14 protein-coding genes are annotated in these 13,706 nt (G+C 72.0%); 4 read left to right on the top strand and 10 right to left on the bottom strand.

Annotation, left to right across the window (positions count from 1 at the left end; genetic code table 11):
• Positions 1-17: 17 nt before the first annotated feature.
• The 3 genes from sigJ to ACH35V_RS33350 form a co-directional block, all read right to left on the bottom strand.
• Positions 18-899 carry an RNA polymerase sigma factor SigJ gene (gene sigJ, locus ACH35V_RS33360; protein WP_395978655.1) on the bottom strand — a complete coding sequence of 294 codons (882 nt, stop codon included), beginning with the start codon at positions 897-899 and terminating at the stop codon, positions 18-20.
• 113 nt (positions 900-1,012) lie between these two features.
• Positions 1,013-1,732, bottom strand: a complete 720-nt coding sequence (locus ACH35V_RS33355; RefSeq protein ID WP_395978653.1) for an SDR family oxidoreductase — start codon at positions 1,730-1,732, stop codon at positions 1,013-1,015.
• A gap of 11 nt (positions 1,733-1,743) precedes the next feature.
• Complete coding sequence (locus tag ACH35V_RS33350) at positions 1,744-2,547, bottom strand: helix-turn-helix domain-containing protein (RefSeq protein ID WP_395978651.1); 804 nt, start codon at positions 2,545-2,547, stop codon at positions 1,744-1,746.
• Between the two features lie 120 nt (positions 2,548-2,667).
• Here ACH35V_RS33350 and ACH35V_RS33345 point away from each other — a divergent pair, with 120 nt between their 5' ends.
• Positions 2,668-4,197 carry a DUF6298 domain-containing protein gene (locus ACH35V_RS33345; RefSeq protein WP_395978649.1) on the top strand — a complete coding sequence of 510 codons (1,530 nt, stop codon included), beginning with the start codon at positions 2,668-2,670 and terminating at the stop codon, positions 4,195-4,197.
• A 4-nt stretch (positions 4,198-4,201) separates the two neighbouring features.
• Here the strand turns inward: ACH35V_RS33345 and ACH35V_RS33340 are convergent, their stop codons facing one another.
• Positions 4,202-4,774 carry a snapalysin family zinc-dependent metalloprotease gene (locus ACH35V_RS33340; RefSeq protein ID WP_395978647.1) on the bottom strand — a complete coding sequence of 191 codons (573 nt, stop codon included), beginning with the start codon at positions 4,772-4,774 and terminating at the stop codon, positions 4,202-4,204.
• Between the two features lie 206 nt (positions 4,775-4,980).
• On the opposite strand from ACH35V_RS33340, the gene ACH35V_RS33335 reads away from it, so the two are divergent.
• Positions 4,981-6,249 carry a flavin-dependent oxidoreductase gene (locus tag ACH35V_RS33335; protein ID WP_395978645.1) on the top strand — a complete coding sequence of 423 codons (1,269 nt, stop codon included), beginning with the start codon at positions 4,981-4,983 and terminating at the stop codon, positions 6,247-6,249.
• Here ACH35V_RS33335 and ACH35V_RS33330 read toward each other — a convergent pair whose 3' ends face one another.
• The 3 genes from ACH35V_RS33330 to ACH35V_RS33320 all read right to left on the bottom strand — a co-directional run bounded on the left by ACH35V_RS33330 (position 6,250) and on the right by ACH35V_RS33320 (position 8,460).
• Positions 6,250-6,486, bottom strand: a complete 237-nt coding sequence (locus tag ACH35V_RS33330) for a VOC family protein (RefSeq protein ID WP_395978643.1) — start codon at positions 6,484-6,486, stop codon at positions 6,250-6,252. It lies immediately after the preceding gene.
• Positions 6,487-6,646: 160 nt separating this feature from the next.
• A complete protein-coding gene (locus tag ACH35V_RS33325; RefSeq protein WP_395978641.1) occupies positions 6,647-8,182 on the bottom strand; it encodes a cation acetate symporter in 1,536 nt (511 codons plus the stop codon).
• Positions 8,179-8,460: a DUF485 domain-containing protein gene (locus ACH35V_RS33320; RefSeq protein ID WP_395978639.1), complete on the bottom strand. Its 282-nt coding sequence runs from the start codon at positions 8,458-8,460 to the stop codon at positions 8,179-8,181. The genes ACH35V_RS33325 and ACH35V_RS33320 overlap by 4 nt, the downstream gene beginning before the upstream one ends.
• A gap of 287 nt (positions 8,461-8,747) precedes the next feature.
• Here ACH35V_RS33320 and ACH35V_RS33315 point away from each other — a divergent pair, with 287 nt between their 5' ends.
• A complete protein-coding gene (locus ACH35V_RS33315; RefSeq protein ID WP_395978637.1) occupies positions 8,748-9,038 on the top strand; it encodes a hypothetical protein in 291 nt (96 codons plus the stop codon).
• 52 nt (positions 9,039-9,090) lie between these two features.
• Here the strand turns inward: ACH35V_RS33315 and ACH35V_RS33310 are convergent, their stop codons facing one another.
• From ACH35V_RS33310 to ACH35V_RS33300, 3 genes are all read right to left on the bottom strand, one after another.
• Positions 9,091-9,585, bottom strand: coding sequence for a pyridoxamine 5'-phosphate oxidase (locus ACH35V_RS33310; protein ID WP_395978635.1), 495 nt, complete (start codon positions 9,583-9,585; stop codon positions 9,091-9,093).
• A gap of 118 nt (positions 9,586-9,703) precedes the next feature.
• Positions 9,704-10,417 (bottom strand): type 1 glutamine amidotransferase, encoded by a 714-nt coding sequence (locus ACH35V_RS33305; RefSeq protein WP_395978633.1) that lies wholly within the window; start codon positions 10,415-10,417, stop codon positions 9,704-9,706.
• Positions 10,407-11,657, bottom strand: coding sequence for a MurT ligase domain-containing protein (locus ACH35V_RS33300; RefSeq protein WP_395978631.1), 1,251 nt, complete (start codon positions 11,655-11,657; stop codon positions 10,407-10,409). Before ACH35V_RS33300 ends, ACH35V_RS33305 begins: the two co-directional genes overlap by 11 nt.
• Positions 11,658-12,013: 356 nt before the next feature.
• Here ACH35V_RS33300 and ACH35V_RS33295 point away from each other — a divergent pair, with 356 nt between their 5' ends.
• Positions 12,014-13,678 carry a hypothetical protein gene (locus ACH35V_RS33295; RefSeq protein WP_395978629.1) on the top strand — a complete coding sequence of 555 codons (1,665 nt, stop codon included), beginning with the start codon at positions 12,014-12,016 and terminating at the stop codon, positions 13,676-13,678.
• Positions 13,679-13,706: the final 28 nt, after the last annotated feature.

The raw sequence follows: 13,706 nt of genomic DNA, 5'->3' as shown, positions 1-13,706 counted from the left end.
GGGCCGGGTGGGCAGGGTCAGCCGGCGTGCGGCTCCTGGACGGTGGTGAGCTTGTCGGGGTTGCGGACGACGTCGATCGCGACGATCCGTCCGGCGTCGACGGTGATCGCCGCCACGGACAGGTTGCCGTCGATCCCGCGCGCGACGACCCCCGGCGATCCGTTGACCGTGGCCACCCGCAGCCCGGCGATCGGGGCGCCGCTGAAGGCGAGCATCGCCGCGGCCACCTCGTCCGCGCCGCGGAGGACGCGCGGCACCGTGCTGACCTTGCCGCCGCCGTCGCCGCGGAGCACGACCTCGGGCGCCAGGACGTCCATGAGCCCGTCGAGGTCGCCGTTCTGGCAGGCGGACAGGAACGCCGTGACCAGCGCCCGCTGCTCGTCCGGCGCGGGCGGGAAGCGCGGCCGGCCCTCCGCCACGTGCCGCCGGGCCCGGGACGCGAGCTGCCGCACCGCCACCGTCGACCGTCCGACGACCTCCGCGACCTCGTCGAACGGCAGCCCGAACACGTCGTGCAGCAGGAACGCCGTCCGCTCAGCGGGCGACAGGCTCTCCATGACGACGAGCATGGCCATGCTGACCTGCTCGTCCATCGTGACCCGGTCGGCCGGGTCGGCGGTGGGCGCGGCGTCCCCGACCAGGGGTTCGGGCAGCCACGTCCCGACGTAGCGCTCCCGGCGGGCCCGCGCGCTGCCGAGCGCGTCCAGCGCCAGCCGCCCGACGGTCCGGACGAGCCAGGCGCGGAGATCGCGGATCTCCCCCGGGTCGTCCAGGCCGCGCAGCCGCAGCCACGCCTCCTGGACGCAGTCCTCGGCCTCGGCCAGCGATCCGAGCGTCGCGTACGCGACGCGGACCAGCCGCGGCCGTTCCATCTCGAAGGCCTGCGCGAGCTCGTTCACGACCCGGCCCCCGTGTCAGCTGCCATGCTCATACGCCAAGGACGACATAGCCCTCGCCGACGTGACATCTCGGTCCAGGTCGGACACCGCCTAGAGATCGCCCTAGAGGCTGCCTAGAGGACGAGACCGCCTGTGGCGCGGATGTTCTGGCCCGTGATCCAGCGTCCGTCCGGCCCGGCGAGGAACGCGACCACGTCGGCGATGTCCTCGGGCGTGCCCAGCCGTCCCAGCGCCGTGAACGCCGTCGTCTGCTCCAGGGCTTCGGGCGGGTTGGTGCCGCGCAGCAGGTCGGTCTCCGTCGCGCCCGGCGAGACGGTGTTGACCGTGATGTCCCGCGCGCCGAACTCGCGGGCGGCGACCGCGGTGAACTGCTCCAGCGCGGCCTTGCTCGCCGAGTACAGCGCCAGGCCCGGCATCGGCAGGACGGTGTTCAGCGTCGAGACGTTGACGACGCGTCCGCCGTCGCGCAGCAGCGGCTCGGCCCGGCGCATCGCCAGCAGCGGATACTTCGCGTTCACCGTCATCACCTGGTCGAACAGTTCCGGGGTGACGTCGCGAATGGCGGTCGGCGGGTTGACGGCGGCATTGTTGACGAGAATGTCCAGCCCGTCTTCGACGTGCTGGAACAGGGCGTCCAGGCTCGCCAGATCCTCTTGATCGGCGCGGATGGCGACCGCGCCCGCGACCTCCCGTGCGAGCGCGTCGGCGGCGTCTTTGTTCTCCCGGTAGCTGAAGATGACCCGTGCGCCGTCCCGCGCGAGCCGCCGGACGATCGCCTTCCCGATGCCGCGTGAACCGCCCGTGACCAGGGCGCTCTTCCCGTTGAGCGTCATGGCTCCGAACGCTAGTCGCTCAGCCGGTCCGCGTATTGAAGAAATGCGCGCAGCTCCCCCGGGGTGACCCCCGCCATCGCCCGCACTTCGCGGTTGAAATGCGGCTGGTCGGCGAACCCGCAGGCGGCCGCCGCGCCGAACGTGCCCGCCGGCGCGCTGAGCACCTGCGCCGCCCGCTGGAACCGCGCGACGCGCGCCACCGTCTTCGGGCTCAGCCCGATCTCCCGCCGGAAGCCGCTCTCCAGCCGCCTGCGGCCGACGTCCAGGTCGGCGGCCAGCTGCCCGATCTTGATCCGGCCCGCCGTCTCCTGAAGGCGCCACCAGCCGCGCCCCGCCTCGTCGTCCGGCCCCGTTTCGGGACGCAGCCATCGGGTGAGCAGTTCGTCCAGGACGGCGAACCTCGCGCCCCAGCCGGGTGCCGCGACCAGCCGCTCCGCCAGTTCGTCGGCGCGGCGTCCGAGGAGGTCGTCCAGTGGGCCGGTCGCCCCGGTCAGCACACGCATCGGAACGCCGAGGACGGCCCGCGCCCCCGCGGGCGTCAGCCCGATCGTGACCCCACGCCGCCAGCCCGCTTCCTCGCGCACTTCCGGGGCGGCCCGCGCCCCGAAGGCCAGCGAGCCGCATCCCTCGAAGTCGACGATCAGCGTCACCAGATTCAGCGGCAGCACCCTGCGGGACTCCACGTCCGCCGTCGCCCCTGCGCGAAAGCCTCCGTACCCCGCGACGTAGGGACGCAGCCACGGCGCGGCCGGCCGGACCACCGACGCGCACCGCTCCGTCCCCACCCGCACCAGCACGGAATGCACCTGCCCCACCCCTCCATTCTGCCCCGCTGCGGCGGGTCATCACGACTTTCGTCGGTGTCGCGGCCGGAGCCCGGAGGCCAGTCTGTTCTCGGGCGGCGCTGCTTCGAGAGAATTCGAGAGAAGAGGCCGATGAAGTCCATTCGAGAGGTGGTGGCCGGGCGTCGCGTCCGGATCGCCGCGCTTTCCGTTCTCGCCGTCTCCTGCTTCAGCGGCATCACATCGGACGCGCGAGCCGAAACGCCCGATCCCGGCGGCGCTGCCGCCGGGCCGCTGGCCGTTTCGTCCGTGAACCCGCGCTACTTCTCCGTCAAGAGGGGCGGGCGGGAGAGGCCCGTCTATCTCGCGGGGACGAATCTGTGGAACAACGTGCAGGACGGAGCGGGCTTCCGCGGCTGCGACCGTCCCGGACCCGAATTCGACTGGACCGCGTACCTGGATTTCCTGAAATCCCGCCGGCTGAACTTCATCCGCGCCTGGCGATGGGAGCATTTCAAATTCAGGCTGCCGCCGGACCTCGACACCGCGGGCCCCTACTGCGTGTCACCTCAGCCGTGGCCCCGGACGGGCGCCGGCAAGGCCTACGACGGTGGACCGAAGTTCGACCTCTCCACCTTCGACCAGGCGTACTTCGACCGCCTCCGGACGCGTGTCGTCAAGGCGCGCGAGCGCGGGATGTACGTCTCCGTCATGCTCTTCGAGGGCTTCTGCGCGCATATGTGCGACACCGCGACGATCACGGCCGGGCACCCGTTCGACGGCCGGAACAACGTCAACGGGATCGACGTCGACTCGATCCGGGACTACCAGTCCGATTCCGTTCCGCGGGCCGTCCTGGCGCTTCAGCGCGCCTATGTCGGCAAGGTGATCGACACCGTCGGCGACCTCGACAACGTCCTGTACGAGGTGGCCAACGAATCGTGGCACGGTTCGGTCTCCTGGCAGTACGACGTGATCAGATATGTGAAGCGGTACGAGGCCGCGAGGCGTTTCTCCGCTCACCCCGTCGGCATGTCCGCCATCTGGCCGGACGGAAACGACGACTGGCTGTTCGCGTCGCCCGCGGACTGGATCATGCCGGGCTTTCCGGCCGCGGGCCACTACCTCCATGACCCGCCCGCCGCGACCGGGGCCAAGGTCGTCGTCTCCGACACCGACCATTACGCGCCGTGCGCCGTCGACGCCGTCTGGGCCTGGAAGTCGTTCACCCGCGGCCTGAACTCAAGCCAGCTCGACTGCGGCATCGGCGATCCGGCCCGTCCCGATCCCGCCTTCGATTTCCTCGAACCGGCCAGGTACGCCCAGGGTGATGCCGCGCTTCAGGCACGCCGGATGGACCTTCTCGCAATGGAGCCGCGCGGCGACCTCACGTCCACCCGGTACGCGCTCGCAAGTCCGGGACGCGAGTACGTGATCCTGCAGCCCGAGAAGTCGCCCCACATCGACGTCGCCCTCGCCCCGGGCACATACCGGGTCCAGTGGTTCGACATCAGCACGCGAAAATGGCGATCGGCAGATAAGACCACGGTTCGTTCGCCTTCAACGAAGACGTTCGCGGCGCCTTTCAAGGAACCTGGCCCCACGGTGCTCCACCTCAGCGCGTGCGTGGCCGGGCAGGGCGATTTTCTGCCCTGGCCCGGCCACGTGTGCTGGAAGATGTGACCGGTTACCTGGTCACAAGGGCGGGAGCTCCGAAGATTTCGCGCTCTTCGGCGGGGTGGGGGGCGGGTTTGGCGGGACGCTGGCCGCGTGCCCAGAAACGCTCGACGGCCGCGATCTCCTCGGCGCTGGGAATGGCGTTCTCACACCGTCCGCCGGCCATCACCTTGTCGCAGTTCCCGATGTCCGGCGGGTGCTGCAGGCTGAGGATGTGCCCGAACTCGTGGACGATCACGCGCAGCGGCGCCGCGCCGGACGACTGGATCTGGTTGCGGTAGAAGTAGATCTGCCCGCGGGTGCAGCCGACGCAGCTGGCCGTCCCGGGGGCCGATCCGTTCTGGGCGGTGGTCACGGTGATGCCGGCCGGCCCTTTCACCAGCTTGACGCTCGTGACTCGCGTGTTCCAGATCTCGGCCGCCTCATCGACAAGGGGGGCGAGCTCGGCCGCTCGGGTCGAGTCGTAGTAGATCGTCGTCTGCGCGGCCGTCCGCCGCGGGGCGGCGGCAGCGCTGGGAGCACCGACCAGTACGAGCGCGACAATGCCGCCGAGAACAGCGGCGATCAATCTGGTTGGGAACAACTCCGGATCCTTCCCGTAGGCTGCGGTGAACCGGTTGCCCCCCGTTCCGCCGGCGCTTGACAACGCCGACCTGATGGAGCGTAGCCTTATAAAGGCTCGCAATGCACATATCAAATGCCCATACCATTTCCCTAATGGCATCTCTTGCCGGGAGAAGGCGGGCGCACTTGGCTGATAGAGCCGAAATCCGGTCGGGCGGGAGTGCCATGAAGGTCGTCATCGTGGGCGCGGGAATCGGTGGGCTGATCACGGCATTGCGGCTGCACCGCGCGGGCATCGGCTGCGAGATCTACGAGCAGAGCGAGCAGATCCGCGAGCTGGGCGTCGGGGTCAACACGCTGCCCAACGCGGTGCGGGAACTGGCCGGGGTGGGGCTCCTCGACCGGCTGGAGGACGAGGGAATCCAGGCCCGCGAACTCATCTACGCCCACCGGCTGGGGCAGGAGATCACGCGCAGGCCCTGCGGCAGGTACGCGGGGTTCGACTATCCGCAGCTCAGCGTGCATCGCGGGCGGCTCCAGGGCGTCCTGCTGCGGGCGGTGCGCGAGCGGCTCGGCCCCGGCGCGGTCCGGACGGGGCACCGGCTGACCGCCTTCGAGCAGGACGCCGAAGGCGTCCGCGCCCACTTCACCGACCGCGCCGGGGACCCGCGAGCTTCCGCGGACGGCGACGTGCTGGTGGCCGCCGACGGAATCCACTCGACCGTCCGCTCCATTCTCTTTCCGGACGAGGGGCCGCCCCGCTGGAACGGCGTGATGATGTGGCGGGGAGCCACCGACTGGCCGGAGTTCGGCACCGGCGGCTCGGTGGTCATCGCGGGCGGCACCGACGCCAAGCTGGTCGTCTATCCCATCGCGCCGGGAGAGCGTCCCGGCACGCGGCTCACCAACTGGGCGATCTGCCTGCGGACCGGGCGGCCCGGCGACCCGCCGCCGCAGCGCCAGGACTGGTCCCGCCGCGCCGACCCGTCCCTGCTCGGCCGGCACGCGGCCCGTTTCCGGACGCCGCTCGTCGACCACGCCGGGCTCGTCACGTCCACGCGGGACTGCTACGAGCTGCCCATGTGCGACCGCGACCCCCTGCCCCACTGGACGCGAGGACGCGTGACCCTGCTCGGCGACGCGGCCCACCCGATGTACCCGATGGGCTCCAACGGCGCGGGCCAGGCCATCATGGACGCCGTCAGCCTCAGCGAGCACCTGGCCCGGCACGCCGCCGACCCCGCCGAGGCGCTGAGGGCGTACCAGGACGAACGCCTGCCGATCACCGCCGAGGTGGTGCTCCGCAACCGGAAGGGCGGGCCGGAGAACGTGATCGACGAGGTCGAGCGCCGCGCCCCCGGCGGCTTCACCCGCCTGGAGGACGTGATCGACCCCGCCGCGCTGGAGGCCGTCGTCACCGGCTACGCCCAGGTCTCCGGATCGTCCAGGGAGCAGGTCAACCGGCCGGCCGCCCCGCGGGACGCCGCCGGCTGATCAGCCGGCCTGCACGGGCGCGCCGCCGAACCCGATCTCGTTGCCCTCGGGGTCGCGGTAGATCGCCTTGCGCACGCCGTTGGGGTAGGTCTCCCGCTCGGCGGGTTCGAGCCCCCGGTCGGCGATCCGCGCGACGCGGGCGTCGAAGTCGCCGACGAAGACCGTGACCATGGCGTGGCCGGCGTGCTCGGGCCGGTGCTCGACGGCCAGCGACCGGTGCTCCGCGAGTTCCCACACGGCCTCGGTGTCGCTCGCGACGAACGTCGGCGGGAGCCCAGCAGCCGCTCGTACCAGGCCAGGGCGGCCGCGTAGTCGGCCACCGGGATCCCCGCGAACAGGTCGACGCTCATTTCGCGATCTTACAAACCGCGGGCGAGACCGCCTCCCGCCCCAGCGGTCAGACAGGGGCCTCGCTGACGGGACGGCTCCGTCCGCCCACCGGGAACGCGCGTCTGGCCAGCTCGTCGTACGGATGGCCCGCGGCGTCGGGGTTGCCGCGACCTGCGAGGCTGCCCGCCCAGGCGCACAGGAACCCGAACGGCACCGACACCAGCGCCGGGATGGTCAGCGGGAACAGGTGCGCGTCGCCCATGACGTCCGGGCCGACCAGCACCAGCCCGATGGACGCCGCCAGCCCGCCGAGCAGCCCCGCGACCGCGCCGGTCCGGTTGAAGCGCCGCCAGTAGATGGTCAGGACCAGGACCGGCATCGTCGTGCTCGCGGCGACGGCGAAGGCCACGTTGCCGAGGAACGCGATGTTGAGCGTCTTGGCCCACAGGGCGATCAGGATGGCGACGATCGCGATGCCCGCCCCCGCGAACCGTCCGACCAGGAGCTGCCGCTGGGGCGGGACGTCCCCGCGCTTGAGCGCGACGGTGTAGAGGTCGTGGGCGATCGCGCCGGACGTGGCGATCGCCAGGCCAGCGAGCACCGCCAGGATCGTCACCATCACGACCGCCGCGACGATGGAGAACAGCAGGTTCCCGCCGACGGCCTCGGCGAGGCGGGGCGCGGCGAGGTTGCCGGCCTTGTTGTCGGCGACGATGGACGCCTTGCCCACCTCGTTCAGGGCCGCGTACCCGAAGATCGGCAGCGCCGCGAAGAACGCGGCGAAGATCCACATCGCGACCTGGGCGGAGTCGCGGGCCGCCCGGCCGTCCCGGACGGTGAGGAACCGCACCATCACGTGCGGCAGGCCCATCATGCCGAGCAGCAGGCCCATCGTCAGCGACACCGTGTCCAGCGACGCGGTGAGGCCGCCCTGCTGCGGCGCGATCACCCCGTCGCCGAAGCGGTCGGCGGCGTCCCGCATGGGTCCGAGCGGGTCGCCGCCGCTGTCGGCCACGACGAGCACCAGCAGCGCCAGCGCGGTGACGATCAGCACGGCGGCCTTGAACACCTGGATGTACGTCGTGCCGACCATCCCGCCGAGGATCGTGTAGACGGTCATCAGCGCGCCGATGACGATCACCGCGGCCGGGAAGTCCACGCCGAGCAGGAGCTGCGCGAGCAGCCCCGCCCCGACGAACTGGATCACCATGTAGATGACGCTGATCACCAGGCTCGCCACCGCCATCGAGGCGCGCAGCCCGCGGCCGTCGAAGCGCGCCGCGACGGCGTCGGCGAGGGTGTACCGGCCGAGGTTGCGCAGCGGCTCGGCGATCACGAGCATCATCAGCAGGTAGGCGGCGGGGACGCCCACGGCCAGGTAGAAGCCCTCGAACCCGGTCAGCGCGACCGCGCCGGTGATGCCGAGGAAGGACGCGGCGGACAGCTGGTCTCCGGCGAGCGCCAGCCCGTTCTGGAGGCCGCCGATCCGTCCGCCCGCGACGTAGTGCTCCGCGGTGCTCTTGTTCCGCCGGGACGCGTAGGTCGTCAGCGCCAGCGTGACCGCGATCAGCGCGCCGACGATCGCGACGGCCGTGCCGTTCACCGCCGCTCACCGTCCTCGATCCGGGACGTCCAGCGGCGGTAGGCGACCGCGCCGGCGAGGGGCAGCAGGATCACGGCGAGGCCGGCGGCGTAACCGGCGCCGACCCCGCCCGCGACGCTGCCGAGGACGCCGGTGAACGAGGCCAGGATCGGGAACGCCATGAAGACGACGATGGTGACCGCCGCCGCGCCGAGCACGACGCGCTTGTGCCGCTGGATCACGGCGTCGTGTTCGGCGGTGTCCGGTCCGGTGGGCGGGGGTTCGGGGGGACGGGGCATCCGGATGCGCCTCCTCGGTAAGCGCGCCTTGCTGGGGAGCTCCGTATATGAAAACAAATACGAAGTCGTAGAGGAACCCCTCTGGTCGCGTTCCGTACGCCGGACACTACACACAGGCGGCATCGGAGCGTGTCTGACCTGCTACTACTCCGTCCGCCCGCGGCATGGGCCGGTGATGTTTTGCCTGGCGCACACGGGGAGGACTCACCCGGAACGGCGCCGGGTTCCGGCGAGCGCGGACGTGCCGCGCTCGGCCCGGCCCGCACGGGGGCAACGCGATGAGAGTCATGCTCAGAGCACATCTGGACGCCGCAACGGCGAGCGAGGCGATCACCAACGGCAAGCTGGCGGAGGTCGTGGAGTCGCTGATGGCACGCCTCAATCCGGAGGCCGCCTACTTCGGCCCCAACCGGGGCGAACGCTGCTGCACCTTCGTCTTCGACATGCAGGACAGCTCCATGCTGCCGACCATCGGGGAGCCGCTCTTCCAGGAGCTGGGCGCGAAGATCGAGATCGAGCCGGTGATGAACGCGGACGACCTGCGAAAGGGCCTCGCCGCCTGGCAGCAGCAAGGCTGACCACCGCCGGGGACGGCGGGAACGGCCGGGCGGCGGGGGCGGCGGCTTCGCGTCAGGTGGTCATGATGTCGGGCAGCCGGGTCTGGAAGTCCAGGACGCCCACCCAGGTGGGGCGCAGGGCGATGCGGGCCATGCGCGTCTCGGGGTGCTCGGCCCCGGCCACGTAGGCCGCGCCGCCCTCCTCGCCCAGGAAGCGGCGGGCCGACTCCGCCTGCTCGGGCACCATCCCGTCCACCTCGGTGATCGACACGCGGCCGCGCAACAGGAGGACCTCCGGGGGCTGCGGCTCGGTGTCGATCGTGACGGCGACGTCGGGACGTTCGCGCAGGGCCTTCACCCGGCGCGCCGGACGCAGCATGCCCATCGGCGGGCAGTAGAGGTACGTCGCCATCACCAGCTCGTCGCCCGTCCAGGTGAACCACGTCGACATCACGCGGGGCGTCCCGTCGGTCGCGTTGTAGGCGAGGCGGGCCGGGATCGTCGAGCGCAGCAGGCGCTGCGCGACATCGGTCTGGAGCAGGCGTACGTCGCCCTGCGGAAAGTCCATGAGCATCTCCTCACTCGGTGTGTGAGTGACGACTCGCGCGACCTCCCGAACTCATCGCTCACGCTCGGCTCGCGAGCGACCGGTCGGCCGGCCGGACGCCGAATGAAGCGCGCGCGGATCAGCCGCCGGCGACGGCGTTGAGGCGTTCCTCGCGGAGGCGGCCGGCCCAGGAGTCGTCCAGCGGCTGGAGGTCGCGGCCGGCCGCCCAGCGCAGGAGCAGGTCGGCGAGGCCCGGGTTCCGGACGAGCGCCGGCCCGTGCATGTAGGTGCCGAGGACGCGCCCGCTGTAGGCGCCCTCGAACCCGTCGCCGTTGCCGGTCCCGTGGAGGACCTTCGCGAACGGGCGGGCGTTGGGGCCGAGCTGCGTGACGCCCTGGTGGTTCTCGAAACCGGTGATGCGCGGCACGCCCAGCTCGCCCGCGACGTCCCCGACGATCTCGCCGACGGCGCGCTGCTCGCCGCGTCCGGAACGGATGTCGAGGATGCCGAGGCCCGCGACGGGCTGGCCCTCCTCGCCGCCGAACTCGTGGCCGAGGAGCTGGTAGCCCGCGCAGACGCCGAAGACGACCGCGCCGGACTGGACGGCCCGCGCGAGGCCGCCGTCGCCCGCGAGGCGCTGCGCCGCGAGGATCTGCGGCCGGTCCTCGCCGCCGCCGAGCAGGTAGATGTCGCCGTCGGCGGGGACGGGCTCGTCCGAGCGGAGGTTGACCGTCTCGGTCGGGATGCCGCGCAGCGCGGCGCGGCGCTCCAGGACGATCGTGTTCCCCTGGTCGCCGTAGGTGCTGAGCAGGTCCGGGTAGATCCAGACGATCTTGATTCGGTCAGACGACACGGCCGTACCTCGTTCGGATGGACTGGAAGGCGGTGTAGTTGGCGATCACGTCGAGGTGCCCCGGCGGGACGGCCATCACCGCCTGGTCGATGTCGTCCACGACGGTGAACGAGACCTCGGCGGCCTCCAGCCGGGCGGCGAGGTCGACGCGGCGCTCGCCGGTGACCCAGACGGGACGGCCCCGCAGGATGCGGTAGTCGACGTCCCAGAGCCAGGACGTGTCGCGCCCGTCCGGGCCCTGCGCGTTGATCGACAGCGCGACCGGGCCGGGCGCGGGCTGCAGGACGTCGAACGCCTCCAGCCAGCCGGCCGGGTTCTTCGACAGCAGCAGCCGGATCGAGCGGCCCTCGTGCTCGACCGTGGTGTAGCGGCCCGCGACGGACGTGACCTGCGACAGCAGCGGGAGCGCCTGCTCGGGCGGGACGCCGAACTGCGCGACGACCGCGAGCGCGATCAGGGCGTTGGAGCGGTTCGCGCGGCCGGGCAGGGACAGGTCGGTGAGCCCGAACGTCCGGCCGTCCGGCGCGGTGACGAGGTCGCCCTGCAGCGTCCAGTCGGGGCGGGGGCGGCGGAACTGGCACTGGCGGCAGGCCCAGTCGCTGTCCTCGTCGGTGTCCTGCCGGTCGAGGGGGCCGCCGCATTCGGGGCAGCACCAGGAGTCCTCGCGCCAGTGCTGGCCCGCGGCGACCCAGGTGACGCTCTTCGCGGTGGACGCGCCCCAGGTGACGAGCGGGTCGTCGCAGTTCGCGATGACGTGGCTCTGCGGGGACGCCTCCAGCGCGCGGCGCCACTTGCCGGCGAGCAACCAGATCTCGGCGGCACGGTCCATCTGGTCGCGGCTGAGGTTCATCAGCGCGACGATGTTGGCGCCCGTCTCCCGCAGGACCATCGGGACGTACTTCTCGTCGCACTCCAGCACGCCGTAGCGGGCCGTCGGCGCCGCCGCGAGCGCGGACACGTGGCCGGTCGGCATGTTCGCGCCGAACGCGTTGGTGGCGACCTCCCCCAGCGGCGTCATCGCCGAGGTGATCAGCCGGGTCGTCGTCGTCTTGCCGTTGGTGGCGCTGACGAGGACGAGCTTGCGGTCCTTGGCGAGCCTGGTCAGCAGCTCCGGGTCGAGGCGGAGGCCGACCTTCCCGCCGATCACCGAGCCGTCCCCGCGGCCCGCCATTCGGGACATCTTGGCGGCCGTACGACCGAGCGCGACGGCCAGCTGCGAACGCAGCGGAAGATCGCTCATGGACTCCGTCTTCTCCTGGATGCGCCGGGAAACCGCTCCGAGCCTAGCCGCTGCGCGCACCGGACAGGGCTCGCCGCCCGGGTTACGGGGCCTGCCCGGACGCGGCCGCGCATGATGTGACCATCATCACAGCGGAGCCGGTAAACCAATCCGGACAATCTTGACCTGTGCCGACATGTCGTGATTCGGTGCGTCCTCCGACTGCGGTGCGCCAGATTGCCAACCACGCGTCCGAGAACGGCGTCACCCACTACTTTTGTCGGGAGCCCTGCTGGTTCGCGGGGACGCGACGCCCGCCGCGACGGCGGATCCGTTCGCAGGCGTGGGCAAAGCGGCTAAAAGGCGAGGTCTGAGCGATGCAGTGTCCGACGTGCGGTAATGACACGCCCGGGACGCTCGGCAAGTGTTCGCACTGTGAGGCGCCGATCGACGTGTACTCGGTCGGCCCCGTCGTCCCCCTGTCGGCACCGCCCGCGGACGCTCCGGCAGCCCCGGCGGCTCCTGCGGCCGGGACGGCCGACATGTTCGGGGAGCGGACGATGATGGTGCCGCCGCCCACACCGTCCTGGGCCCCGAGCGAGCCACCGCCCGTGACACCCGACCTCGCCATGCCGGCGCAGCCGCAGCCCGTCCAGTCGCAGCCCACCCAGCCGCCCCAGTCGGCGCAGCGGACGGCGCCCGAGCCCCCGGCCGCCGCGCCGCCGCCGCTTCAACTTTCGGTGGAGCCGTCAACGCCGTCGACGCCCTCGACACCGCCGGCGCCGGTGGGGCAGGCCGGGTCGCTGCCGCCCGTCGACCCCGAGGACACCGCGGCCTGGACGTTCGTTCCCGACGAGGACGACGATCCCTCCGGCGGTTTCGACGCGCCCGCGCCGCCCGCCTGGTCGGCGAGCCCGCCCGCGCCGCCCGCCGCCGGTCCGTCCGAGTCGTCGCCCAACGCGTTCGGTCCGTCGGGCCCTGCACCCAGCGCGTTCGGGATGGAGCCGCTGCCAGAACGCAATGAGCCGATCGTCCCGGACTCGTGGTTCGCGCGGCCGCGCAAGCCCGACCCGGCGGAGGCGGAGGCGGACGCGACGCAGGTGGTCGGCGGGCAGCCGCCCACGATGCTGGACGCCGACGCGACCCAGTACGCGCCCAACCCCGGGACGATGAATCCCGGCATGCCCGGCGCGCAACCGACCCCGATGGGCTTCGGCGCCAACCCCGGCCAGACGCGGATGGACCCCGCGTCCCAGCTGGGCCCGCCTCAAATGGGCCCGCCCCACATGGGCACCCCTCCCATGGGCGCGCCGCACATGGGCCAGAGCGGCGGCGTGCAGATGGGGCCGATGGGGCAGGGCGGTCCGGGCGGCCCCGCGTACGGCGGTTACCCGCCAGGTCAGGGGGACGGCCGTCCGGGCGGCGGCGGGCCGAGCAAGCCGCTCATCGCCGCCGTCGCCGCGCTGGTCACGGTCGCGGTGGGGTCCATCGTGTTCGTGGCGTGGCCGTCCGGGGACGACTCGGCCACCCCCAGCGACCCGAGTCCAACGCCGTCCAACAAGCAGGTCGCGGAGAAGAACCCGATCCCGGCGGCGACGAAGGAGCAGGCCGCCGCGATGAACGCGGTGCTGAACGACAGCGTCGGCACGCGCCGCGTCCTCGCCGGGGCGCTCGGCAGGGCCGGCAAGTGCGAGACGCTGCCGCAGGCCATCCAGGGTTTCCAGACGGTCGCGCAGCACCGCCAGAACCAGCTGGCCCGCACCCGCGACCTCCAGGTGGACAGGCTCGCGAACGGCGAGCGTCTCCGCAGGTCGCTGACGCAGGCGCTGACGGCGTCGCTCCAGGTCGACCAGGTCCTGCTGCGGTGGGCGCAGCAGAACCAGGCGAACTGCCGCGGCAAGCCCCGTCCGAGCGCCGCGCAGGTTCCCGGACGCGCGGCCAGCGAGCAGCGCGCGACGGCGGCGAAGAAGCGGTTCGTCGTCCTGTGGAACCCGGTCGCGAAGAAGACCGGCCAGCCGCTGCGGAGCTGGCGCAGGGTGTGACGGCCGGTCACGACCCGGTTGCGACCTT

It is taken from the genome of Actinomadura sp. 1N219, assembly GCF_044326405.1.
Lineage (GTDB): Bacteria > Actinomycetota > Actinomycetes > Streptosporangiales > Streptosporangiaceae > Spirillospora.
This window is presented reverse-complemented; position numbering and strand designations above follow the sequence as displayed.